The following is a 24,171-nucleotide window of genomic DNA, read 5'->3' on the forward strand; positions in this document are numbered from 1 at the left end:
CAGGTAGTTTTAAAATATCTTATTGCCGGTCTCCTGTCTTTTTAATTTTCCCGGTGTATGAAATTGCAAATGTAGTACGTGTGAGTTGTTCAGGTTTATTACTCCCTTCAGGTGGAACATCCTTTTCCACCACTTCGATGGTAGAGTCATTGACAAATTCATATTCACAGGTGCCTCCGCCATTATCGCCATCAGCATCGGTGTTAAAACCAAGAATCTCATCATCCAGCCGGGTGTAGGTAGTACTGTCAAAAGTATACAGCCGATAAGAGCCATGGTTAAAATCGATGATCATTACGTACATATTCCCTAATCGCCTCAGCTCATGCCCGGCATGCCTGCTTTTAGCACTTGTTGTATCGGACTTGAGATAATGGAAGAGCTGACTCCTGGTCAGTTCCATACCTGCGGCAACGCTGTCTTTAAAATTGGAAAATACCAGGTGCCTTTCTATTCCGGGTTTGTCATTAACTATAGGTGGTGTTGCTGCGGTATCAGCAGCTACGGTGGCAGCAGCTTTTTGTTCCTGTTGATGACAGGCGGCCAGCAGGAATAGAAATGGATAAAAGTTGGCTATTTTCATAGGTTAATTTGTCGTTTTTTTAACGCAGCGAGTATGGAAAACATCATCATTTCATTTAAAGTTATCACATCTGCCTTACTTATTTCAGGCATCCCTGCAAAGATAACGGGGATGTTTTTACTATGGGCGATACCTATCACTTTACAGATCGTGTTATAGTCGGGCAAAAACGGATAACAGCATTTCCTATGTCCATAACAAGGAGAGCCTTCATTATATCCTGGATTTTTCGGACATAAATTTATAATATTTCCTTAAACTCACCTTTCTGATTATTATTTACTCATCGTATTATAGCCGGATAACAGCATTTCCTATGTCCATAACAAGGAGAGCCTTCATTATATCCTGGATTTTTCGGACATAAATTTATAATATTTCCTTAAACCTACCTTTCTGATTATTATTTACTCATCGTATTATAGCCGGATAACAGCATTTCCCATGTCCATTACAAGGAGGGCTTTCATTATATCCCGGATTTTTCGGACATAAATTTATAATATTTCCTTAAACCTACCCCCCTGATTATTATTTATCTTCGTGACATGAAATATAGTACACCGGTTCAGAAGAAAGATCAGCCAGACGATTCATATAAATTTCAGCCTTTGCCAGCCCCGACAGGCACCTTCCCTTACCACCTGGATCTCCGGCAGCTTATCCCGGAGATCAGCCACCAGCAAATGACTTTTCACCTCGTAGGTGACACCGGCAGCCTCAGAAGCACTGATTTTCAGCGGAAAGTGATCACGGCTATGGAGGCCCAATTTGAACAGGACAATCCTCCACAATTCTTATTTCACCTGGGCGACGTGGTATACAACCACGGTGAAGCCAGCCAATACTACAGGCAATTCTTCGGGCCTTTTCAAAATTACCCGGCACCAATATTTGCGATAGCGGGTAATCATGACAGTGATGTGAACCCGGCAGCACCGCCTTATCATAGCCTGGAACATTTTGTGACCGTGTTTTGTGATACCACCCCGCAGACCGTTCCATTCAGTAACAATGCGGCAAGAAAGAGTATGGTCCAGCCAAATGTCTATTGGACACTCAAAACACCCCTGGCAAATATTATCGGGATGCATAGCAATGTACCTAAATTCGGCATTGTGACACCCGGGCAACAGGAATGGCTGAAAGGCGAGTTACGCAGCGCAGACGCAGAACGTCCTGGCAAGGCCCTGATCATTTGTATTCACCATGCGCCCTATTCTGCTGATACCAATCACGGGGCCAGTATCCCGATGATCACATTACTGGAAGAGATATTTGAGGAGACAGGGATCAGGCCGGATATTGTATTTAGCGGGCATGTACACAATTACCAGCGGCTGGTCAAAAAATACAAAAGCGGGAAGGACGTATGCTATGTGGTAGCTGGTGGAGGCGGGTATGATGAGTTACACCCTATAGCGGAGTTATCTGATAAAAGATTTACGAATGAACTGCCCGTTTTCGAAGGGGTATCATTAGAAAAATACTGCTATTACCAGCATGGGTTTTTGAAATTCAGTATTGAGAAACAGGAAGGGCAATTGCTCCTGTCAGGGAATTATTATTCAGTGGCAGATGATGGGGTAGTCACCCATGAAGATCATTTTGAAATTAAGACCTAGGCTCATCAATAAAAATAAGGGCTGAGAATTGCTTAAACGGGGCCACACTCCATCCGGGATACGAATAAAAACATTCATGAAAGAGGGAATTCACCAACGGTAATGAAACCCTTTTTCAGAAAAGAGGCTGCTTCATAAGTAAAATTAAGGCCCTTAGAATGGCTTAAACGAAAACGTTCTCCATCAAGTATATGAATAAAAACATTCATGAAAGAGGGAATTCACCAACGGTAATGAAACCCTTTTTCAGAAAAGAGGCTGCAATAAGTAAAATTAAGGCCCTTAGAATGGCTTAAACGAAAACGTTCTCCATCAGATATACGAATAAAAGGGGGCCATCTCAAAGTTCTGAGACAGCCTCCTAATTTTCACAATCAATTATTTGAAACATCGTTTCTGAAAGGAGAAGCCGGCAAACCTTCTTTGTTATACAAATTCACTTTCGGCACATTAGTCCAGCCATATCGTACCAGGGTGGGATGAGGTACATGCTCATTAAAGAGAACGATTTTATTCTTTTGGATCCTGGCAATGGCCGGGTAATATTCCTGCCCGTTGCTGATTTCAAAACCGGTGAGCGTATCCCCTTTTGCCACCAATCCCTTGCCGGTATGAGAAAAGGTAACGATGAGCTGATCCTTTTCCTGGGTGCTCTGCTGGAACATAGGCCCGCTATATTCTCCTTTTACGCCATAGGCCAGGCCTGCTGCGGCAATTGCCAGGCGTTCCCCTACCGGTTGTTTATGGGTCGGATGGATGTCTGCCGAATCACCGCAATCAGTGGTCACAATCAATGCCGTTTTTTTGACCTTTTTAACCACCAAAAACTGCGCTTCCCTGATCTCCGGCCTCATACCCTTATGCGGGGCAATCTGAACGATTAAAAAGGGCATTTCCGGCTGTTTAAAATCCGTGCGCCAGTTGGCGATCATGGTAGGCAGAATTTCCTGGTATTCCGCCGCCCGGTCGTTATTGGATTCTCCCTGGTACCAGGCCACGCCTTTGATCGCGTAGGGCAGCAAAGGATAAATCATGCCATTATACAACCCACTGATACACTGGCCCTGTGGTTTCCAACCCGGACCGGAAATGGTCTTTGCATAATTCTGAATCATGTCTTTCAGGTTCGGATTACTTTCCAGCGCAGCGATGCTGGTCCAGTCTTCGGCAGGGGTACCGCCAAAAGCAGAGAAGATAATCCCTACCGGCACCTGCATTTTTGCATAGAGGTTCTTTGCGAAGAAATAACCTACTGCCGTGAAATCACTCACCGTCTGCGGACTGCAAACCGTCCACTGGTTATTGACATCGGGGATGGTTGTAGTCGAATATTTCAGGGGTACATAATACTCCCTGATCAGGGGATAGTTGGCGGCATCCCGCTCCTGCTCCCAGTTGTAGATAGGTTGCTGTGGTGGCCGCGGCCCCAGCTGGCGTTCCATATTTGACTGGCCGCTGCAAAGCCAGACCTCCCCTACCAGCACATCCTGGATATGAATGGTATCCGGACCGGAGAAGATCTTCATTTCCGACCCTTTCGAAATATATGGCAATGGTTGTAAACTCAGCATCCATTTGCCCTGCACCGTCTTTGCGGACACAGACTGGCCATTGTATTGCACGGTCACGAGCGCCCCCTCACCGGCCGTGCCCCAGACAGGAACAACGACTCCCTTTTGCAATACCATGTGATCACTGAACAGGCTAACGGGTTTTAAAGTGGCATAGGCGTTTGAAAAGCAGGCTACAAACGCCAGTGGAATTATTAAAGACCTAAACATTGTAAATTCATTTAGACTGGGAAAATATATAATTTAGCGTTCATGTACGAAGTATTTCTCAGCAAAATCAAGGAAAAAGTGGCCCTCACCAGGGAGGAAGAAGCGGAGATAGCAGCACATCTGACCCATAAAACCCTGCGTAAACGCCAGTTTTTCCTGCAGGAAGGGGACCTTTGCCGCTACATTGCCATGGTTGAAAAAGGTGCCCTCAGAACGTATGTGACTGACATGGAAGGCCATGAGCACATCACCTCTTTTGCACTGGAAGGCTGGTCGCTGGGAGACCTCTGCAGCTTTCTGAAAGAAGAACCTGCTACGCAGAATATCGAGGCCCTGGAAGATTGCGAGTTATGCCTGATCAGCAAACCTGCGCATGAAACGTTGTTACAGCAGATGCCTAAATATGAGACTTACAACCGTATACTCATGACAGAGGCTTATATCGCCCTGCAGAAAAGAACCAGGGATATGATCAGTCTTTCGCCGGATGAACAATACAAAGCCTTTGTGAATGTATACCCCAACATCGTACAGCGGGTACCCCAACATATGATTGCCTCCTACCTGGGCCTGAGCCCGGAGACCCTGAGCAGGATAAAAAGCAGGATATCGCAGCATAAATAAGCACCCGCCAAAAGATGAACCCCTCCCCAATTTCTTGATTCAAATCATTGGACCCAAGCTCTCTCATGTGGTAATTTTGTATTACATGAAACGAAATCAATTCATTAAATCGATAATAACAGGAGTAATTGGTATGACAACGCTATCAGCATTCAGAAACTTCACAGATTCATTACAGGAAGATGATCACCTGATGCCCTTATTATTCATCGGTCACGGCTCTCCCATGAACGGCATTGAAGACACTGAATTCAGCAGAAGATGGACACAGATGGGCCAGGAAATTCCTACCCCCAAAGCTGTATTGGTGATCTCCGCACACTGGTATACCCAGGGTACTAAGATCACGGCTATGGAGCATCCGAAAACCATCCATGATTTTGGCGGCTTCCCGAAGGAACTTTTTGCCGTGCAATACCCGGCACCGGGAAACCCGGACCTGGCCAGGGAAACAGCTTCCCTGATCCATGCCTCCCTCGACCATGACTGGGGCCTGGACCACGGTACCTGGACGGTGGTAAGACATATGTATCCAAAGGCAAATATTCCTGTGCTGCAACTGAGTATTGACTATTCAAAAGGACCACAGTATCACTATGACCTGGCAAAAGAACTCTATGCCCTTCGCAGGAAAGGCGTATTGATCATCGGCAGCGGTAACATGGTGCATAACCTGAGAATGGTGGCATGGGATCGCCTCGATGATAAGGAATATGGGTACGACTGGGCACTGGACATCAACAACCAGTTCAAACACCTGATCAGCTCCCGTGAACACAAGGCACTGATCAACTATACACAATTGGGTAAGAGTGCCCTGCTGGCGATTCCGACACCGGACCACTATCTACCCCTGATGTATACACTGGGTTTACAATCTGCGAAGGACAACATTTCATTCTTTAATGATAAAGCGGTGGGTGGCTCTCTGACGATGACTTCCGTAAAATTCGGTTGATATGCCTTTGTATTATTTCGTGATGGCCCTTTTACCATTTTTCAAACAAGTGAACAGTATGGAATATTTGATTCAGGAGCCCCTTGTAAAGACAGCAAAGAAGAAGGCTTTAATCCTGATGCATGGTGTAGGCAGCAATGAAAAGGACCTGTTTAGCCTGGTCAGTTACCTGCCAAAGGATTATTATATCATTTGTCCGCAGGGTCATTTTGCTCTTGGCGGCGGCCGGTATGCCTGGTACAATGTAGATTTCTCCAGCGGCAAACCGGTGTACAGTATGCAGCAGGAAAAGGAAAGCAGGGAATTGATCAGGCAGTTCGTGGGAGAGATGAAAGCGAAATATCAGCTGGATGAAGTGTACCTGGGCGGATTTAGCCAGGGAGGGATCATGAGTTATACAGTGGGCTTGAGTGATCCGAAACTGGTGAAAGGGATTGTTATCCTGAGTAGCAGGCTACTGGAAGAAGTAAAGCCCCTGCTGGCAAAGCAGGCGCCGGCATTGCAGGTGTTTGTATCACATGGCACACAGGATGGCACCCTGGGGATACATTATGCGCGGGAGGCGAAACTGTTCCTGGAAGGGATGCAGGTGAACCTGAGCTATCATGAATATGCGATGGGGCATCAGATCAATCAGCAGGTGTTGGCGGACTTGAATAAGTGGTTGTCGGCGCAGGAATGATATTCAGGGGTGGTTGCTGCATTTTGATCAGGCGGATCGCAAACCCCACTCCTACTACGGCCATACAGGCTCCTACCACAACCGGGTACGTAAATCCATACCCCATCACAATCGGCAATCCACCCAGGAAAGCACCCAGGGAATTTCCAACATTAAAAGCGGCCTGGATAAGCGCAGCGCCCAGCATCTCGGCATCACCAGAGGTATTGATCATCAGGATCTGGATAGGCGCGGCAATCATCATAGACAAGGCCCCGGTCAGGAAAGTCAGGAACAGGGAAACGAACTGGATTCCTGAAAAATAATGGATCGACAGCAGGGTCAGCGCCATACACAAGAGGAGACCGGCACAGGTATATACCGGCTGAAAACGATCCGCCAGTCTGCCACCAATCAGGTTCCCCACGATCATCCCCAAACCAGCCAGTACCATGATCCATGACACGCTATCCGCTGAGAAATGCGATACATCTGTCATCAATGGAGAGATGTAACTGATCCAGGCAAACATACCGCCCGTACCCACCGCAGTAATCGCAATTACCAGCCATGCCTGCGGATTCTTTAACACTTCCATCTCTTTCTTTGCATCTGCATTTTCATTGGCAGGCAAAGCGGGCAACCATAATTTAATTGCGAGCAGCGTCATCAAACCAATGACGGCTACCAGTCCAAAAGTATATCTCCACAATAAATGGTGACCTATCCATGTACCGATGGGCACCATGACCAGGTTGGCAATCGTTAATCCGGAAAACATAACGGCAATGGCCTGCGCCTGTTTCCCTTTATCAGCGAGTCTGCTGGCTACAACTGAACCAACGCCAAAGAATGCACCGTGTGGCAGGCCTGCAAAGAACCTTGCCATGAGCAGGGTGACAGGACCTGGTGAAAATGCAGACAAGGCATTAAACACGGTAAAAATCAGCATTAAAAAAAGGAGGATCTTTTTCGGAGGGTGCTTTACACTCATCATGACGAGTAAGGGAGCTCCTACTACTACGCCGAGTGCATAGGCTGAAATAAGGTGGCCAGCTTCGGGGATTGTGATGTGCAGGTCACTGGCAATATCCTGCAAAAGGCCCATCATGACGAATTCTGTTGTTCCTATTCCTAATCCGCCCAACAGCAAGGGCATTAAACTCTTTTTCATATGGTTGGCAACGATATACGACGATCAGGGCGCGAAATTAGGCGTTTTTTTCTGAGGGAGATATAAATATTATCTATTGGGGGGTAGTTAATCTTCTGTGGTAATTACTAGCACTCATTTCATAAATAGGTTTTTGCAATTGATGTCAATACTTAAAGCGTAATTATGAAATGAGTGCTAGTAATTGTTCGTTAGGGCAGTCACCCACATCCAGTTAATTACAAAAAATATTACCATTACAACACCGATAATTATAACTAAACGTGCAAGTTTATCGGCAGGTTCTACCATGGCGGTAGTAAGATCATTCTTAAAATAACGGACATTCACCATCTCTCCTACGCGCCCCTTCCGCCTTTCAGGTTTGTCTGCAGGAAAGATATGCCTTGCATTGTTGATGTTAATTTCAATAACTGCATCATAGAACAGGTTACTTTCTGCATCTTCCGATTCAGTAATATCAATAATCATCCCCTCGCAAAGTTCGCCATAAGCGTGTATACAATACAGGTAGCGGGTTCGCTTCCATGTTTGCAAAAAGAACATGATAAAGCAACAGTCGGCTAATAAAAGCAAAATTAAAGACATCATTTAACTGCTATATAAAATTGAGGGAATAAAGGTAGAATGCCCTATTCATTTCACCATACTACTTATGTGCCATTAGTTACAGGGGGGCTTAACACTATTTAACTATCCGCATTCATCTGTTGGCACGATACTCGCCTTATAGTCATCGTTACTCACCATAAAACTTAAAGTTATGAAAGCAAAAATAGTTGTAATCCTGATGGTTCTTTTTACTGGTGCTACTATGCAGTTATCTGCCCAACACAGGGATAGAGACCGCTACAAAGGCAGAGACCGGGAAAGAGTAATGGTAGTAAAGGATGTGCCGGGGCATCACCGGGTAGTGGCTTATCACGGAGTGAATTATCATTATGCAGATGGCAGGTATTACCGTCCTGTAAATGGCGGCTATGAAAGATTAGCTGTGCCGCCGGCAGGTATTGCAGTAGATTTTGTACCAATTGGTTATAAAATGCGTATGCACAGAGGCGTTAGGTATTATTACAGCGGGAATGTGTGTTATAGGGAGCTAAGGCCTCATTCTTATGTTGTGACAGCGAGGCCCTGGTAAATAATGTGCTGCGACACAGGAGAAGCGGGGGCTGAAAAAAAGTAAAATGAAGCCACAACACTGCAAATCTCATTGGCATATAATAGCTTGGCTTTTGCGTGTAAATGTCATTCTCTTTCGGATGTAGTTAGTACTACTCTCTATTCGCTATATACAATGCAATCCTATTTGCAAAAAATATTGTATCAGTAATAAGCAACAGGAAGTGCCAGCTGTAATATGTAAAGCAAACACGCCAAATAAGGTAATCACAAAGGAGCCGGTACGAATGGCTCCCTGTGATGTACCTGTGTATATTAATGTACCCATTAATACTAAGTTATAATCCTGGCGTTTATACACACAATCCGCCACCAATAAGATTGGCCAATACTACAAGGAGATAAAATCTTTCATCAGGTAAGGTGCTACGAACGACGAATGGAAGGGAATAAACAGGGCCGTTTATCCCAAAAGAAAAATCATCTGTAAATGTAATACCACAAACTGGCATCTCCATACAACACATGTGTCATTTTTCATATGCATGCATATCTACAAATTAACAGCATTTGACTATGGATGAACAAACAGGATAGACAAACCATGTTCGTTACTCCTCCAAAAACAGGGATGATGGAAACGAACATTATTTTACGTCTGATGATTGTATTTAGTAGTGTTTGCAGGCAGGCATCTGCACAACACCATCACAGGGAAAACCTGGTAATAGTTGTATCGAAAATTATTTTACGCCTGATGATTGTATTTAGTAGTGTTTGCAGGCAGGCATCTGCACAACACCATCACAGGGAAAACGTGATAATAGTTGTATCGAAAGTAATTTTACGCCTGATGATCGTATTTAGCAATGTTTGCAGGCATCTGCACAACACCATCACAGGGAAACGTGATAGACGTTGTATCGAAAGTAATTTTACGCCTGACGATCGTATTTAGCAATTTTTGCAGGCATCTGCACAACAACATCACAGAGAAAATGTGATAGAAGTTGTATCGAAAATTATTTTACGCCTGATGATAGTATTTAGTAGTGTTAGCAGGCATCTGCACAACACCGTCACAGGGGAAACGTGGTAATAGTTGTATCGAAAATTATTTTACGCCTGAGGATAGTATTTAGCAATGTTTGCTTGCATCTGCACAACAACATCACAGGGAAAACGTGATAATAGTTGTATCGAAAATTATTCTACACCTGATGATAGTATTTAGCAATGTTTGCATGCATCTGCACAACACCATCACAGGAAAAACGTGATAATAGTTGTATCGAAAATTATTCTACACCTGATGATAGTATTTAGCAATGTTTGCATGCATCTGCACAACACCATCACAGGAAAAACGTGATAGAAGTTGTATCGAACATTATTTTACGCCTGATGATAGTATTTAGTAGTGTTTGCTTGCATCTGCACAGCACCGTCAAAGAGAAAACGTGATAATAGTTGTATCGAACATTATTTTACGCCTGATGATAGTATTTAGTAGTGTTAGCATGCATCCGCACAACACCATCACAGGGAAAACGTGATAATAGTTGTATCGAACATTATTTTACGCCTGATGATAGTATTTAGCAATGTTAGCGGGCATCTGCACAACACCATCACAGGAAAACGTGATAGAAGTTGTATCGAAAATTATTCTACACCTGATGATAGTATTTAGTAGTGATTGCAGGCATCCGCACAACAACATCACAGGGAAAACGTGATAATAGTTGTATCGAAAGTAATTTGAAGGCAAAAAATACGCTCCGCCAGGTATCCGGATCAAATCCGGGAAATTTCACTTATGATACAACTTCAGGAAGTAAGACCTCCTATTTATATTATGACTGCGAGACCCTGGTAATATTGGGGCAGACTAAAAGTAAAATGAAGACGCTGAGAATTGCGTCAAAGCCATTTCGTCTCCATCAAGGGGCTACCCTTTTTAATCAACTCCATTGCTTAATCATCCATCAGCTGCCTAAATACAATGAATTAATTGCTACTTTTGCAATATGACATTCAAGGAATATAGTGATTGCTTTGAGCTTATACTCAACAGGAAAGATCAGGAACAACCGGCCCCTTACGACAATCCTCACTACCTGGATTACACTAAACTGAATTGGACCAGGATGAACCGCTGGTTTAAAACCGGCATACTCACACCTGCATTTACCGCTGCCATTCAAAAAATCGATGCTTACCAACACTGGATCATTATTACTGAACCCTGGTGTGGGGATGCGGCGCATAGCATACCTTTCCTGGAAATGGCCAGTCAGCTGAATCCACTCATCAAAGTGACTTATGAACTGAGGGATACCGAGCCATTCAGGATCAATCAATACCTTACCAATCAAGGGAAGTCTATTCCAAAACTGATCATCAGGAATGCAGATAATTATGATCTTGCCACCTGGGGCCCAAGGCCAAAGGATTGCCAGGCCTTGTATGCAAGGCTCACGGCGGAGAAAGCGGATTATGATATGGTGAAAATGGAGATTCAGAAATGGTATAATGCTAATAAGGGGCAGGATCTGCAGGAGGAAATGACAGCTTTGTTAAATGGATTAAAGTAAATGAGTGCAAGCGATGAGGTAAACACAGATGGTTTTAGCGCGCTACTTACACTCCCCTACTGGACTACCCACTTTTGTCAATTTTGGCCTACCACACTAATCCAGCATCTCCTTACATTTGCGTATGCCAAAAAACATTATCAGCATCCAAAGCCAGGTAGCCAGCGGCTACGTAGGCAATAACATCGCAGGGTTCGCCATCCAGCTACATGGCATCGACCTCACCTTACTGCCTACCGTTTTCCTGTCTGCCCACACCGGCCACCCGGTTATCTTCGGAGAAGCCATCTCCCCCGCCTTATTGTCCGACCTGGTAAAAGGCATCGGCGCCATCAACATTCCTGCAGATGCAACATACCTCATCAGCGGGTTCTGTAACCTGCCCGATAATATCGACATCATTGCCAATGCCGTCATCCAATACCCTCACCTGAAATTCGTATACGATCCTGTATTCGGCGATTTTCACTGCGGCGGCCTTTATTTCGAAGAAGAAATTGCGACCTACTCCGTCAATAAACTCCTGCCACTCGCACACATTCTTACCCCCAATCACTGGGAACTGGAATTTATCCTGAAAAGGCCATTCAGCACACTGGAGGACTTAAAAACTGCTTTAGAGGAAAATGCGCTCCTGGAAAACAAAACAATCATCCTCACCAGCGCAAATCTGGCCGATACGCCGCCTGATGTTATGGAAGTAGTATTGATCCAGGGAAAACGAATTGCGCGCTTCCACGGGCCTAAAATCCCCCTGGAAACGACCGGCACCGGCGACCTCTTCACCGCCATCCTTACCTCCCAGCTCACACTGCAAAAAAGCCTGGACGAAGCCATCCGCATCGCCATGGATTTCATCAACCACACACTTGCCTACATGCAGGCTGCCAATGAAAAAGAACTGAGTGCCGCTGCCCTCATGAAACACCTGCACCTGCTAAAATAATTACTATGCACATTCACTTTATCATTCACGAGGCCTACGAAGCGCCTGGTGCATACCTTCTTTGGGCCAACGCAAGAAATTTCAAGGTCAGTTTCACACACATCTACGAAGGACAATTCCCCCCTGCCAATGCCAATGGTATCGACCTCCTCATTGTAATGGGCGGACCGCAAAGTCCGGATACCCTGCATACTGCCAGGGAAGAAATGCAGCTCATCAATGCCTGTATCCGGGCGAACAAAGCCGTGGTGGGTGCCTGTCTCGGTGCGCAGCTAATTGGGGAAGCCCTTGGTGCACGGCACGACCGAAGTCCGCATAAAGAGATTGGCGTACTCCCTATCGAGCTTACCAACGCGGGTATCAAGAGCGATATGATTGGTCACTTTGGTGCGATACTGGATGTAGGTCACTGGCATTACGATATGCCCGGGCTGACAGCACAGTGTAAGATCCTGGCGAAAAGTAAAGCCTGCCCCAGGCAGATCATTGAATATACGCCCCTGGTATATGGATTCCAATGCCACATGGAGTTTACGCCCGAAGTACTGGCGCTGCTCATTGCCAATAGTGATGAAGATGAGATTCAAAATGCGGATGCATCCTTTACAGAGATGAATGAGAAGCTTTTTATTTTTTGTGATAAGCTGGTGGCTGCTTATGAAAAGAGAAAAGGGTGCTAATTGTAAGGTGTTCATAAAAGTTACTTTATAAAAAGAACAAGGGTCTTTAAAATGTAAGTGTTCGCTAAACGATCGAAATCTTAGCTTATGAAAGAAACAATTATTTCCAATCTCCAGGCCGTTCACCAACGGATCAAAGCTGCCTGTGCGTTGGCGGGCCGTGATGTGCAGGATGTTCAGCTCCTGCTTGCTACGAAAACAGTGCCTCCGGAGAAAATACGGATGGCCATCGAAGCCGGCGAAACCCTGATCGGTGAAAACAAAGTCCAGGAGTTCCGTGATAAACACGAAGCCTTAAAAGACCTGCGCGTCGAACGCCATTTTATCGGACATTTGCAAACCAATAAGGTCAAAGATGTCCTAAAATATGTAAGTTGCATCCAGTCGCTGGACCGCCTGCCGCTTGCGCAGGAGCTGGACAAGCGCCTGCAAAGCGAGGGCCGGCGCCTCGATGTCTTTATACAGGTCAACACCTCTTATGAAGAAAGCAAATTCGGGGTAGCGCCCGATGCCGTCGAATACCTGGTCAAACAGGTACAGGCCTTTGATACCTTACATATAAAAGGACTGATGACCATCGGTTTGCTGGATGTGGAAGTGGAGAAAATGCGGCCTTCTCTGAGCTTGCTAAGAGAGATCAAAACACGTTTGGGAATGGAGCATTTGAAATTATCCATGGGCATGTCGCAAGACCTGGAACTCGCAATTGCCGAAGGGTCCAACATGGTGCGCGTAGGTACTTCCATCTTTGGAAATCGCTTTTTGGGCAAGGAAATCTGGAATGAAAACGAAATAATATCATGAGTGTATACGACCTTACTATACAGGAGACGGTCAATGTTGATTTTGAAGAGATCTTCTTTACAGCTGAAAACAAAGCTGCGCTCAGCCAGGTGATCAAAGAATATAAATACCTTGATGAGCTGAAGAAATATGGCTTGCAAATCGACAATAAGATCCTTTTACACGGACAATCTGGCTGTGGTAAAACAACGACAGCCAAGGCTATTGCTACTGCCCTGAAAAAGAAGATCACGATCGTGAACCTGAGTAATCTCGTATCTTCCCGGATTGGTGAAACGTCTAAAAACCTGCAATCGCTTTTCGCACTGTCGGCCAGGCAACAGTCTGTACTCTTCCTCGATGAGTTTGACCTGATGGGGAAGACGAGAGATAATAATGAAGACAATGATGTGGGAGAAATGCGCAGGCTCGTCAACTCTCTCATACAGGAAATAGATTACCTGCCGGCAGAATGCCTGCTGATCTGTGCGACGAACCATTATGAGATGATTGATCCGGCCATCCTGCGCAGGTTCCAGTTAAAGATCAAGTATGAATTGCCTGCGGATGAAGAGCTGGATGGATATTATGAGAAGATGCTAATGCCATTTCCGGAACATCTGCAGGACCTGGACAGGAAATATGGGATCTCTTATGCAGAAGTGAAGGATTACATTCATACGACTATGAAGAAACGAATCATCGCGGAATTGGAGGCGAAGAACCAACACACCCCAATTCAATAATATAAATTTAAAACGCCATCGCAACACCATGCTTCGCCCCTGGAAAATAGAAATACAATTAGATGCGCAATCCGAAAAAGCGATTTATCTCCAAATCGCTGATGTGATCATCCAGGATATTCAGACCGGCAGGTTAAAAGCAGGCGATGCGCTGCCCGGTAGCCGGCAGCTGGCAGCGGATCTGGGCGTAAACAGGAACACCGTAGTAGATGCACTGAATGTGCTGATCAACGAAGGCTGGATCGAAGCAATGCCCCGCAAAGGAGCGTTCGTAGCAGATGTATTGCCGACGACCACACCACATAGCCATAGCGGAAAGCAAGCTATCAGTCAGCCCGAAACCAAGGGTCTTATTCACCTCTATTTTGATGATGGCTTTCCGGATAGCAAGATTGCTCCCATGACAGAACTGGCACGCGCCTATAGGAAGATCTTTAATCAGAAAGCGCGGTGGCAACTGATGGGTTATAACAGCGAACTGGGTGATGAATCATTTAGAAAAGTAGTGGCCCAGATGCTGAACCACCAGCGCGGTATGCAGATCACGGCGAACAATATCTGCATTACGAGAGGCAGCCAGATGGCCACTTACCTCGCCGCACATTGCCTGCTGCAGGCTGGTGACAAAGTGATTGTAGAAAACCCGGGCTACCGGCCAGCCTGGAAAGCGCTGGAAAATGCCGGTGCACAGCTGATTCCAATTGCAGTGGATGAAGAAGGTATCGTGATCGAAGATGTCATTACCTGCCTGCAATCACACCCGCACATAAAGGCGATGTATATCACACCGCATCACCAGTATCCAACTACCGTAACCTTAAGTCTGCAACGCAGACAAGCCCTCATCAGGCTTTCCAATGAATATGGGTTTACCATTGTAGAAGATGACTATGACAACGAATTTCATTTTGGCTACCGGCCGGTATTACCCCTCGCGAGTTTTCCTGAGTTGCGGAACTATGCATATATCGGCACGATGAGTAAGGTCGTTGCACCTGCGCTGCGCATCGGATACCTTGTTTCCAATGATCCTGCATTTATGCAAAGAGTAGCGGGCCTGCGCAAGATCATTGATGTGCAGGGGGATGCTATGATGGAACAGGCAGTGCTGGAACTTATCAGTGATGGTACGATTAAAAAACATATCCGCAAGGCAACACTCTTTTATAAGAATAAGAGAGATAAGACGCTGCAACTGCTGAAGAAATACCTGAAAGGGAAAGCGAATTATGAAGTGCCAGAGGGCGGACTGGCATTCTGGATCGAACCTGTTGCTAATATTAACTGGCAAACAGTGGCAGCAGAACTCCTGGCGAAAGGGATCAAAATAAATACCCCTGATAATTATAGTGACAATCCCCATTTGAACGGGTTCAGGTTTGGCTATGGAGCCTTGTCGGAAATACAGCTGGAAGAAGGTATCAGTGCTTTGGCGGCGTACCTGCCGGGTAAAGAATAAAAAAGACAGCATAAAGGAGATAAGACATGCTTTCAAGCGATGGCATTATATCTTCTTTTTAACAATATTAAACACCTTCAATCCCTATTACCCACCCTATCCCATCAACCCTTTCGCCCCGGCCGTATATTCAAATATGCTCCCTTATAAGGCTCCTCCGGAGAATACACAACCACCGCTACCACCTTTTTCTTAGGATCCGTCTCAAACGCTATTCCATGCCCCGCATCCCATACCGTACACTCACCCCCTTCCGCTTTATAAGTCGTTGTCTTCGTCAATTGGTACTTCGCATTCAGGTCTTCCAATGTCGAACCTACATGCAAACTATCCTCCGTCTTAAACGCAGGCGATGTCACCCTGATCTGTTTAACCTTCGCCGCCGGGTGGTCTCCTTCCGTATCACGGGCAGATAAAATCGAAGTTGCATAATTCCCCTTATAGTAAATAGCAACTGATTTCTGCATGGCCGCATCTCCATCATCCGGCTTACCCAGCAATTTGATCACATCATCCATATTTTCACCAATACGGGTATTCCCTATTGCCTTGCCCGGTACCACCAGGTATGCATCATCAGCAGTCACGGGTGCAGTGGATGGCGAAGGCACTGAAGTGGCCGGTGTTGTTGAGTCCTGTGCTGCAACAGTACCCCGCTGGTTTGAGTGGCAGGCGGCCAGCAGGATTAAGGCTACAATGATATTCGGTTTCATACACTATGCATATCAATTATTATTCCGAAACAAAACAGGTATGAAAGATGGAGTTCTATCAAAAAGATTTCAAAACAAAGTATTCAAGAATACCACCATTCACCAACAAAAAGGAAAACCCTATATACAAAACATTCATGAATAACATCATTCACGAACAGTAAGGGAAGCCCCGTATACGAAACTATAATAGATACCACTATTCACCAACAGTAAGCAAAACCCTATATACAAAACATTCCAGAATACCACCATTCACCAACAGTAAGCAAAACCTATCACCAACAAAAAGGGGCCTGTCCAAAAAGACAAGCCCCTTATTATCTCAAAGAGATTTTTCACTCTAAAAAACCTCCCCATACTACTTAATCACCGTCACATTCCCCTTCAGCGTCAGCTTCGGTCCACCAACCGCCTTCCTGTAATTCACTATATACAGGTAAGTACCTTCATCCACCAATGCCCCCTTAAACCGGCCATCCCATCCTGAACCCACCTCCTTACTACTATACACCGTTACACCCCAGCGGTTATAAACACTCAGTTCATAATCAATCATTGCACCTAATACCCCCGGCCTGAAATAATCATTATTCCCATCTCCATTCGGCGTAAACGCATTCACCACGCCCGTTGTCTGGTTACAGGTCTTATAGTTCACCGTAAGACCCGCCGTCATTCCACCACAATCATTATAAATGGTCGCCGTGTAATAACCCGCCTTCGTCACCACATACCAGGAAGTGCTCGCACCATCCTGCCACTTCACACTATTCCCTGTACCCGCACTCACATTCAGGGTCAGCACCTCACCCTCACAGATGGTGGTATCCTTACCCAATGAGAATGCCTGGAGACCTGCCACCGTTACATTAATAGTATCTGAGGTCGTCTGACTACAATACTTATCCATCGCCTTCACAATATAGGTACCTGGTGTTTTTACTTCCCTGACCGGGTCTGTGCTGCCATCATTCCAGAGATAAGAAATCGCACCTTCGTTCGTTGCATTCAGCATCACTGAACCACCAGCACAAATCTCCTTGTCTATTCCCAGGTTAAGACCTATATTTCCTTTACTTGTTACTGACACGGTATCTTTCACCACACAACTATTCTTAGTGACCGTTACCCAGTAATCCCCTGGCTTACTTACACTGATCGTATTTACTGTGGAGCCATCAGACCATACTACTGTACCTCCATCCGGCTCTACCTCCAGTGTGGTACGCTCACCGGTACAAATCGCTACATCCGGTGTGAGGGTTACATTTGGCGCCGCCGCTACCGTTACCGTTGCATTGTCGCCCACGGTACAACCATTCAGGGATACCTCTACATTATACGTACCAGTGGTGCTTACAATTATAGAAGGTCCGGTATCTCCGGTACTCCACAGGTAAGATGCGCCCTGTACATAAGCATTCAGTTTTACCGTATTGCCTTCACAGATCGTGGCATCTTCAATCGCTACCACAGGTGGTTCATGCACCGTAACCTTGATTTCATCAGTTGCTGAACAACCATTATTCGTTACCGTAGCTGAATAGGTTCCCGCTGCACTTACTGTGATTTGCTGGGTGCTTGCACCTGTACTCCATTTCACATCATAGCCTGCGCTGGCATTGTCCACCCCGATATCCAGTGTCAGTGAATTTCCTTTACAGATACCAGTGTCTTTACCCAGGTTCAGGACTGGCTTATTTACATAGCGTAAGTTGTAAGTAACCGGATCAGATACACAACCTGTTACTCCGTCAGTTACCACGAATGTAGCCTGCACTGCACCATTCAGGTTAAATACATTGCTGCTTTGTGTAAGCGGCGCAGTCACTGCACTGGCCGGATATACGCTTTGCAAAGTGAATTTCGGCTTGCTCACCTTATTCTTCAGCTGCAATGCAAACTTCGGATTATCAGAACAGTTTACCGGCAATGCTGTGTCCAGTTGTGGTTTCGGACATGCGATTACTTTAATCACCTGTACTTTTTCCGTCGCCGCATTACCACATGCATCTTTTATATTCCATCTCCGGGTAATCGTGTACCCGTTACATATATCTACTGTATAAGGGTCTGTTGTCATGGTAGCCCGCTTAGGGAAGGCCGCATCACAGTTGTCCGTCGCATACAGCGCAGCTTCTGCAGGGATGGTACCACCGCAGGCCACGGTTACATCTGCCGGAGCCGTACCTATCACAGGTTTGGTTGTATCCTGTACTGTGATGGTTTGTTTCCATGTATTTGTATTACCACATTGGTCTTTCGCAATCCAGGTCCTGATCAGCTGGTAATTACCTGCACAAGCACCGGCAGCAGCTACACGGGATTGTGAGAAGCTGACCTTCACCGTACCACAGTTATCCGTTGCGTTAACAGTGGTAGGTGTAGCCGGTATGGCATCGCAATCAACTGTTATATCACCCGGAGGGTTTACGGTGAATACCGGCCTGGTCGTATCCTGCACGGTGATCACCTGTTTCATGGTCGCCTTGTTACCACAGCCATCTGTTGCTGTGAATGTGCGTGTCAGGCGGTAACTATTAGTACAGGAAGTGTTGAGGAATGCTTTCGTTTCAGAAAGTGTCACTTTTACATTCGCTGTACAATTGTCTGTAGCCGTCACCTCATCTAATGAAGGAACCTGGTCACAGTTCACGGTCGTATCTCTCAGCGTAACCGAGAAGACAGGTTTTGTTGTATCCACCACAGTAATGATCTGTTTGAGCACAGATGTATTACCACAACTATCGGAAGCAGTCCAGGTACGTGTAATCTGGTAAGTATTCACACAGGAACTACCAGATACATTCTGCCTTGTATCAACAGGTATTGCTGTAATAATACCGGCGGTACAATTATCTGTGGCGGTCAGGTTTACAGCCGGTGGCAACTTATCACAATCCACGGTGATATTTGCCGGCTGTGTTACGTTGAACACCGGACCGGTCGTATCTTTTACCGTAACGATCTGTTTCAGGGTATCGCTCGCATTACCACAATTATCTACTGCTACCCATTTACGGATCAGGTAATAATTATTTCTACAGGTACCAGGCATGTCTACCCTTTGTACTAAAGGCGGTACCACCATACTGCCGGAGCAAAGGTCATTGGCCGCGAGACTTACAGCTGGAGGAATGTTATCGCAGCCCACCGTAATATTGGCCGGTGCTGCCGTGGTAAACACGGGTCCTGTTGTATCCTTCACGGTGATCGTTTGCTGTGCGCTGGCGGTAAGACCACAACGGTCTCTGGCCGTCCAGGTACGCATCAGGATCGTCGTACATCCATCAGGGGTACTGATATTGTCTGCATAGGTCACCGTCAGTGCCTCATTGGTATACGGTGCATGACTGAACACCGGTGAGCCAAAGAGCGTGGTGAAGTCAGTTCCGGGTGAACAGGCTGCATTTTTAGAAGGCGGCACTGCAATCACCACCGGAGGTGCACTGATCCGTTGCAGTTTCACGACATTACTGAGAGAGCTGCCGCTGCAACCAGAGGTCACAACTCTTCTGAGCCATACGGTATCAGCCGTAATGGCAGCAGGTGTGTAGGTTGCTGTGGTACCACCGGCGCCGGTTGTAACATTGTAGAAACCGGTAATTGCATTGGTGGTACTCATCTGCCACTGGTAGGCATAGGTGCCATCGCCACCGCTTACGGTGCCAGTGCCCTTAAGACTGGCAGGTGTTTCGGTAGCACAAAGCACCTGATCGGCGGAGATGGTGTTGCCCAGTACTCCACCGATATTGTTCAGTGTAACAGTTGCAGGATTACCTGTACAGGATCCATTGCTCAGGACCCACTGTAAGGTAGCGGTTGTATTTACTTTTACGATAACATCACTTGTTGCACTATGCTTATCTGCAATGACAGCCGCGCCGCTGATCACCGTCCAGGTACCCATGTAGGTGGAAGTCGCAGCAGCCATGTGGAAGAGCGAATCGTTACAATGAGTCTGGGCAGCGCCTGCAACGGCGTTTTCAGGCATTGCCAGGTTACGCAGGAAGATGCTGTCAGTACTTGTACACAGGCCATTCGTTGCATTCCAGATCGCGGTTGCCGTATCACCTGCAGGCAGTGTGATAGTAGCAGTCGCGCTGTTAGCAATATCGATCGTAGCTTTAGAACCAGGCAGGAAACTCCAGGTACCGGTACCTGTTGCAGCCATTACGAACTTAGGATTATTACACTGGCTCATGGTATCTACGCCTGCATTGGCGGTACCAGACAGGGCGAAGTTAGCCAGCGTAACATTATCAGCACTGGTACATGCACCATTGGTGATGGTCCATGTCAGCACAGCTGTCACACCTGGTTTGATATATACGGTAGTAGTGGCGCTGGTGGTATCCGTAATTCTTGCAGTACCGCTGCTGATGCTCCATACACCCTTAGCGGTAGCGAGGGAAGGAACATTCGCCGCCATCACAAACACAGAATCACTACAATGATTGGCATCAGCACCTGCATCAGCATCAGTTGGTTTATCAGATACTGTTACGATGCCGCTGGCACAGTTGGAACCTGCGCAGGCAGCCGCACCTTCTGCTCTTACATAATAAGTGGTGGTAGCAGTAACCGGCACGGTGATCGTAGCACCGGTACCGATAGCAGTACCTGTACCACATCCGCCGGCATACCATACCCAGCTGGCTGCGTCAGTGCCATCTGCATTTTTTGCCAGACTCCCCCCTTCTACGGTCAGGGTAGTTGTACCAGTCTGACAGATGAGCGGGGAACCAACGGTTACGCCTGTAGGATCTACAGAACCGGACTGCACATTCAGTGTGAAAGGAATGGTATTTGTACAACCCAGGCTATCATTGCTGAGGGTGAGTTCGAAATTATAAGTACCGGCAGCAGTGGTAGTCGGGAAGCTGACAGCCACCGGCCAGGTAGTAATAGGAGTAGTTGGTACCGCCGTAAACCCAGTCATCGTACTGGTGATCGCATAATAGGCAGGATCGCCGCTGATGGCAGCAGGATTCAGGTCAAAGGTACCGGCAGCCGCACATACCGTAACAGGTGTGAGGGTTGCTTTCGGAATGTCTTTATAATGTATGGTGACCGTATCGTATGATGTACCACATGCCGCTTTGTTGGAAATGCACCATTGCAGCTGCACATCCTGGTAATTGCCCTGTGGTATGGTTACCTGTGTATTGTAAGCAGTGGTATCAGCAATCGTTGCGGTACCGGATAACAATTTCCATTTACCGGTTTCAACGAATTCACCGGTGAGCTCAGTATTCGGCTCATTCGCTCTCATGGTGAATACATTGGAAGTACCACACTGAGTCATTGCACTGTCTACATAAGCACGGGTTGCTTCACCCATATAAGTAAGGGTATCATAAGCATAAACAACACATGATCCATTGACAGAAGATTGCACTTTCCACTGCAGGTAAGCCGTTGTACCAGCAGTGTTCATTGTCACCACTGCTTTTGGATTATTGTGATTATAAATGACGTAATCATCAAAATTAATGTTACCTGTCGCACCTGAAATACCCGGACCTTCGAGACCAATTGTCTGCCAGGAACCCTTCGTACCGGTAGCCAGCGTGCGGTTCAATTTGAATGTACCGCCCGGGTTATCGGTGGCGCAGGAATACTGGCTGGTACCCGGATCAGGCACCGGAACATCAGTGAGTGTAAACGTAAATACATCTGAAGTCACCTCACAGGTCGTTTGCTTCACCCTTACATAGAACTGGTTATCAGTCAGTGTTTCCGGGTTATAGTTCACAATGGTCATACCTGTGAATTCAGGCATTAACTGCCCGGAACCCGGCACGCCTCTGTACCACAGGATAGAATCTGCGGTAGTACTCAATACATCATTCACAAACATACTGATCCTGTTGCCCACGCATAATGAAGTCTGGGAAGACCCGATCTGAACAAGCGGCTCATCATCTACTTTAATGGAAGTACTGTTTGAGTCTTTACAGAATTTATCATCACCATAAAATACAAGCCCATACACCTTGATAGTTGTATCGCGTATTAGTTTGATACTACGGTTAGGTTCATAATAATTTAATGTATCGCTCCATTCAAACTTGTCAAAACCACCGGATGCCTGCAGGTCCACCGTAGTACCTGCGCATACCTGGCTCTTGGTGAGCGAGAGTTGTGGCATAGGCAGGATGGTCAGTTTTACTGGGGCGGAAGGAGCCGCACAGGTTTCGGCAGAGGAGCCACTTTCATATAAGCGAACACGGAAATAGTAATCTGCCGCGGCCGTTTTGGTACCTACCAGCTCACCCTGCGCAATGACAAGGGTATCCTTATTGGCAGTACCATATGGAACATTGAACCAGGTAACACCACCATCGTCAGACATTTCCCACTGGTATTCCGCATGTGCATAATAAGATGCCGGGGTAAAGGAGGAGGTCAGGATTGTGGGGGCACCCTGGCAAAGTACTTCTTTCAGGGTTTGCGCGTTTCCTTCAATTGCAGCGGAGATAACAGGGCTACAAAAGGTAAATTCGATATCATCAATGCCAATGTTATTACCACAACCACCAGGCGCATTATTTTTAATACGCACCACAACATCAGATACGGTAGAAGGAACTGTAAAAGTACCGCCATATCGCTGCCATTGCCTGCCTGCCAGGTTAGAAGAAATAGCATAGGTTTTATATTGACCTAAGACCTGGCTGGTATCTGCTGCGTTCAGGATCTGGAAGGTCACACCCGGGTATTTATAATCAGGGCAGTTCTGGTTAAATGCGGTAGCGCTATCTAAGTTGATGAGCCATGCGCTGAAATTATATACAGAGTTCTTACAAAGACTGCTGATAGATTTGGAATAGAAGATGCGGGGATCTCCATCTGCGTTGGCAATCAGCATACCACCCCTGTTACTGCCCGTATGATCGTTGGACGTGATCCAGTCGTTGGCCCAATGGGTAGTATAGGAAATAGCGTAGTTGTTCGCAGCCATGCCTACTGTGCCGGAGCCATCGTAGGTGTAGGCAACAGCAGAAGAAGGAGAATATTCCTTTTTACCGGCATTGCTGGCCAGTGTACCAAAGTCTTCAGAGAAACCTGGCATCACGGCATTCCCCCCGTTACAGGTTGGCATCGTACAATCGAGAGCCACCAGGGTAACTGTTTTCCGGTACACGGTGCCATTGCTGTATGTCATAGCCGCGGTAAGGGTATAGGTACCTGGGTTGAGGAACTGGAGGGTGAGTGCGTTTGAGCTGAGCCTGGCTGTCTTATCCGTCGAAGTACTGGAGGAGTACAGGATGGAATAATCTACATTGGTACCACCCGGTGTTTGGATGGTCCAGACAGTTGGCCCGGTTTGTCCGGTAGCGAGATAGGCATTTATACTCGTGAATTTCACCTGGTCGGATGTACCATTGTTCGTGGACATACAGACGGTATCAGGAACATTCATGTAAATAGTTTGTGCGCTGACAATCTCAGTGAACACACACAGACAAGCAAATAAAAACAGAAACCGTTTCATCTTCAATTAATTAAGTAAAACACAACAATGCCAGCCGCATTAGTTATTCTGGGATAGGTCCTGGATAGTAAGATCCGGGAAGATGAAAATGTCCTTGTTCCTTCCTAAAACAGGAATGATATATTTTTTAATCATAGGCAGGGAATGCTGGATAATCCGTCCAAATTTAACAGTAAAAGGTTGTATTTAATAATTTTTATATGTTATATTTTACC

At 46.2% G+C, this 24,171-nt stretch carries 18 protein-coding genes; 12 read left to right on the forward strand and 6 right to left on the reverse strand.

All coding sequences use genetic code 11. The features are described from left to right. Nucleotides 1–19: 19 nt before the first annotated feature. Nucleotides 20–583, reverse strand: coding sequence for a hypothetical protein (locus U0033_RS05085; RefSeq protein WP_072363668.1), 564 nt, complete (start codon nt 581–583; stop codon nt 20–22). 548 nt (nt 584–1,131) lie between these two features. Here U0033_RS05085 and U0033_RS05090 point away from each other — a divergent pair. Continuing rightward, a complete protein-coding gene (locus tag U0033_RS05090) occupies nt 1,132–2,208 on the forward strand; it encodes a metallophosphoesterase family protein (protein ID WP_072363667.1) in 1,077 nt (358 codons plus the stop codon). Between the two features lie 374 nt (nt 2,209–2,582). Here the strand turns inward: U0033_RS05090 and U0033_RS05095 are convergent, their stop codons facing one another. Next, on the reverse strand, nt 2,583–3,989 hold the full coding sequence (locus tag U0033_RS05095; protein ID WP_072363666.1) for a sialate O-acetylesterase: 1,407 nt from the start codon (nt 3,987–3,989) through the stop codon (nt 2,583–2,585). A gap of 42 nt (nt 3,990–4,031) precedes the next feature. Here U0033_RS05095 and U0033_RS05100 point away from each other — a divergent pair, with 42 nt between their 5' ends. The 3 genes from U0033_RS05100 to U0033_RS05110 all read left to right on the forward strand — a co-directional run bounded on the left by U0033_RS05100 (nt 4,032) and on the right by U0033_RS05110 (nt 6,253). Next, nucleotides 4,032–4,613 (forward strand): Crp/Fnr family transcriptional regulator, encoded by a 582-nt coding sequence (locus U0033_RS05100; RefSeq protein WP_072363665.1) that lies wholly within the window; start codon nt 4,032–4,034, stop codon nt 4,611–4,613. Between the two features lie 133 nt (nt 4,614–4,746). Next, on the forward strand, nt 4,747–5,571 hold the full coding sequence (ygiD, locus tag U0033_RS05105) for a 4,5-DOPA-extradiol-dioxygenase (protein WP_072363664.1): 825 nt from the start codon (nt 4,747–4,749) through the stop codon (nt 5,569–5,571). A gap of 58 nt (nt 5,572–5,629) precedes the next feature. Beyond that, a complete protein-coding gene (locus U0033_RS05110; protein WP_072363768.1) occupies nt 5,630–6,253 on the forward strand; it encodes an alpha/beta hydrolase in 624 nt (207 codons plus the stop codon). Here U0033_RS05110 and U0033_RS05115 read toward each other — a convergent pair. Beyond that, nucleotides 6,201–7,406, reverse strand: a complete 1,206-nt coding sequence (locus U0033_RS05115) for an MFS transporter (protein ID WP_072363663.1) — start codon at nt 7,404–7,406, stop codon at nt 6,201–6,203. The genes U0033_RS05110 and U0033_RS05115 overlap by 53 nt on opposite strands. A 177-nt stretch (nt 7,407–7,583) precedes the next feature. Continuing rightward, entirely contained in the window at nt 7,584–7,997 is a 414-nt protein-coding gene (locus U0033_RS05120) for a hypothetical protein (RefSeq protein WP_143150838.1), read from the reverse strand. A gap of 172 nt (nt 7,998–8,169) precedes the next feature. Here U0033_RS05120 and U0033_RS05125 point away from each other — a divergent pair, with 172 nt between their 5' ends. From U0033_RS05125 to pdxR, 8 genes are all read left to right on the forward strand, one after another. Continuing rightward, on the forward strand, nt 8,170–8,547 hold the full coding sequence (locus U0033_RS05125; RefSeq protein WP_072363661.1) for a DUF6515 family protein: 378 nt from the start codon (nt 8,170–8,172) through the stop codon (nt 8,545–8,547). A 561-nt stretch (nt 8,548–9,108) separates the two neighbouring features. Beyond that, nucleotides 9,109–9,486, forward strand: coding sequence for a hypothetical protein (locus U0033_RS05130; RefSeq protein ID WP_072363660.1), 378 nt, complete (start codon nt 9,109–9,111; stop codon nt 9,484–9,486). Between the two features lie 1,072 nt (nt 9,487–10,558). Next, a complete protein-coding gene (locus U0033_RS05135) occupies nt 10,559–11,125 on the forward strand; it encodes a thioredoxin family protein (RefSeq protein WP_072363658.1) in 567 nt (188 codons plus the stop codon). A gap of 124 nt (nt 11,126–11,249) precedes the next feature. After that, the gene (locus U0033_RS05140) at nt 11,250–12,071 is read left to right on the forward strand and encodes a PfkB family carbohydrate kinase (protein WP_072363657.1); all 822 of its coding nucleotides are present in this window, start codon (nt 11,250–11,252) and stop codon (nt 12,069–12,071) included. Between the two features lie 5 nt (nt 12,072–12,076). Next, on the forward strand, nt 12,077–12,751 hold the full coding sequence (locus tag U0033_RS05145) for a glutamine amidotransferase-related protein (RefSeq protein WP_072363656.1): 675 nt from the start codon (nt 12,077–12,079) through the stop codon (nt 12,749–12,751). A gap of 87 nt (nt 12,752–12,838) precedes the next feature. Continuing rightward, nucleotides 12,839–13,555: a YggS family pyridoxal phosphate-dependent enzyme gene (locus tag U0033_RS05150; protein ID WP_072363655.1), complete on the forward strand. Its 717-nt coding sequence runs from the start codon at nt 12,839–12,841 to the stop codon at nt 13,553–13,555. Next, complete coding sequence (locus U0033_RS05155) at nt 13,552–14,280, forward strand: AAA family ATPase (protein ID WP_072363654.1); 729 nt, start codon at nt 13,552–13,554, stop codon at nt 14,278–14,280. The genes U0033_RS05150 and U0033_RS05155 overlap by 4 nt, the downstream gene beginning before the upstream one ends. A 28-nt stretch (nt 14,281–14,308) precedes the next feature. Next, complete coding sequence (pdxR, locus tag U0033_RS05160; protein ID WP_072363653.1) at nt 14,309–15,739, forward strand: MocR-like pyridoxine biosynthesis transcription factor PdxR; 1,431 nt, start codon at nt 14,309–14,311, stop codon at nt 15,737–15,739. Nucleotides 15,740–15,843: 104 nt separating this feature from the next. On the opposite strand, the gene U0033_RS05165 is transcribed toward pdxR, so the two are convergent. Together U0033_RS05165 and U0033_RS05170 are read right to left on the reverse strand one after the other, a co-directional pair. Next, nucleotides 15,844–16,452: a hypothetical protein gene (locus U0033_RS05165; protein ID WP_072363652.1), complete on the reverse strand. Its 609-nt coding sequence runs from the start codon at nt 16,450–16,452 to the stop codon at nt 15,844–15,846. 361 nt (nt 16,453–16,813) lie between these two features. Beyond that, nucleotides 16,814–23,956: a gliding motility-associated C-terminal domain-containing protein gene (locus U0033_RS05170; protein ID WP_072363651.1), complete on the reverse strand. Its 7,143-nt coding sequence runs from the start codon at nt 23,954–23,956 to the stop codon at nt 16,814–16,816. Between the last annotated feature and the right edge of the window lie 215 nt (nt 23,957–24,171).

The organism is Chitinophaga sancti (genome assembly GCF_034424315.1).
Lineage (GTDB): Bacteria > Bacteroidota > Bacteroidia > Chitinophagales > Chitinophagaceae > Chitinophaga > Chitinophaga sancti.

What these genes read in the sequence shown, in the direction of transcription:
- U0033_RS05085 (WP_072363668.1), bottom strand. Translation starts at nt 583, where the DNA reads ATGAAAATAGCCAACTTTTATCCATTTCTATTCCTGCTGGCCGCCTGT.
- U0033_RS05090 (WP_072363667.1), top strand. Translation starts at nt 1,132, where the DNA reads ATGAAATATAGTACACCGGTTCAGAAGAAAGATCAGCCAGACGATTCA.
- U0033_RS05095 (WP_072363666.1), bottom strand. Translation starts at nt 3,989, where the DNA reads ATGTTTAGGTCTTTAATAATTCCACTGGCGTTTGTAGCCTGCTTTTCA.
- U0033_RS05100 (WP_072363665.1), top strand. Translation starts at nt 4,032, where the DNA reads ATGTACGAAGTATTTCTCAGCAAAATCAAGGAAAAAGTGGCCCTCACC.
- ygiD (WP_072363664.1), top strand. Translation starts at nt 4,747, where the DNA reads ATGACAACGCTATCAGCATTCAGAAACTTCACAGATTCATTACAGGAA.
- U0033_RS05110 (WP_072363768.1), top strand. Translation starts at nt 5,630, where the DNA reads ATGGAATATTTGATTCAGGAGCCCCTTGTAAAGACAGCAAAGAAGAAG.
- U0033_RS05115 (WP_072363663.1), bottom strand. Translation starts at nt 7,406, where the DNA reads ATGAAAAAGAGTTTAATGCCCTTGCTGTTGGGCGGATTAGGAATAGGA.
- U0033_RS05120 (WP_143150838.1), bottom strand. Translation starts at nt 7,997, where the DNA reads ATGATGTCTTTAATTTTGCTTTTATTAGCCGACTGTTGCTTTATCATG.
- U0033_RS05125 (WP_072363661.1), top strand. Translation starts at nt 8,170, where the DNA reads ATGAAAGCAAAAATAGTTGTAATCCTGATGGTTCTTTTTACTGGTGCT.
- U0033_RS05130 (WP_072363660.1), top strand. Translation starts at nt 9,109, where the DNA reads ATGAACAAACAGGATAGACAAACCATGTTCGTTACTCCTCCAAAAACA.
- U0033_RS05135 (WP_072363658.1), top strand. Translation starts at nt 10,559, where the DNA reads ATGACATTCAAGGAATATAGTGATTGCTTTGAGCTTATACTCAACAGG.
- U0033_RS05140 (WP_072363657.1), top strand. Translation starts at nt 11,250, where the DNA reads ATGCCAAAAAACATTATCAGCATCCAAAGCCAGGTAGCCAGCGGCTAC.
- U0033_RS05145 (WP_072363656.1), top strand. Translation starts at nt 12,077, where the DNA reads ATGCACATTCACTTTATCATTCACGAGGCCTACGAAGCGCCTGGTGCA.
- U0033_RS05150 (WP_072363655.1), top strand. Translation starts at nt 12,839, where the DNA reads ATGAAAGAAACAATTATTTCCAATCTCCAGGCCGTTCACCAACGGATC.
- U0033_RS05155 (WP_072363654.1), top strand. Translation starts at nt 13,552, where the DNA reads ATGAGTGTATACGACCTTACTATACAGGAGACGGTCAATGTTGATTTT.
- pdxR (WP_072363653.1), top strand. Translation starts at nt 14,309, where the DNA reads ATGCTTCGCCCCTGGAAAATAGAAATACAATTAGATGCGCAATCCGAA.
- U0033_RS05165 (WP_072363652.1), bottom strand. Translation starts at nt 16,452, where the DNA reads ATGAAACCGAATATCATTGTAGCCTTAATCCTGCTGGCCGCCTGCCAC.
- U0033_RS05170 (WP_072363651.1), bottom strand. Translation starts at nt 23,956, where the DNA reads ATGAAACGGTTTCTGTTTTTATTTGCTTGTCTGTGTGTGTTCACTGAG.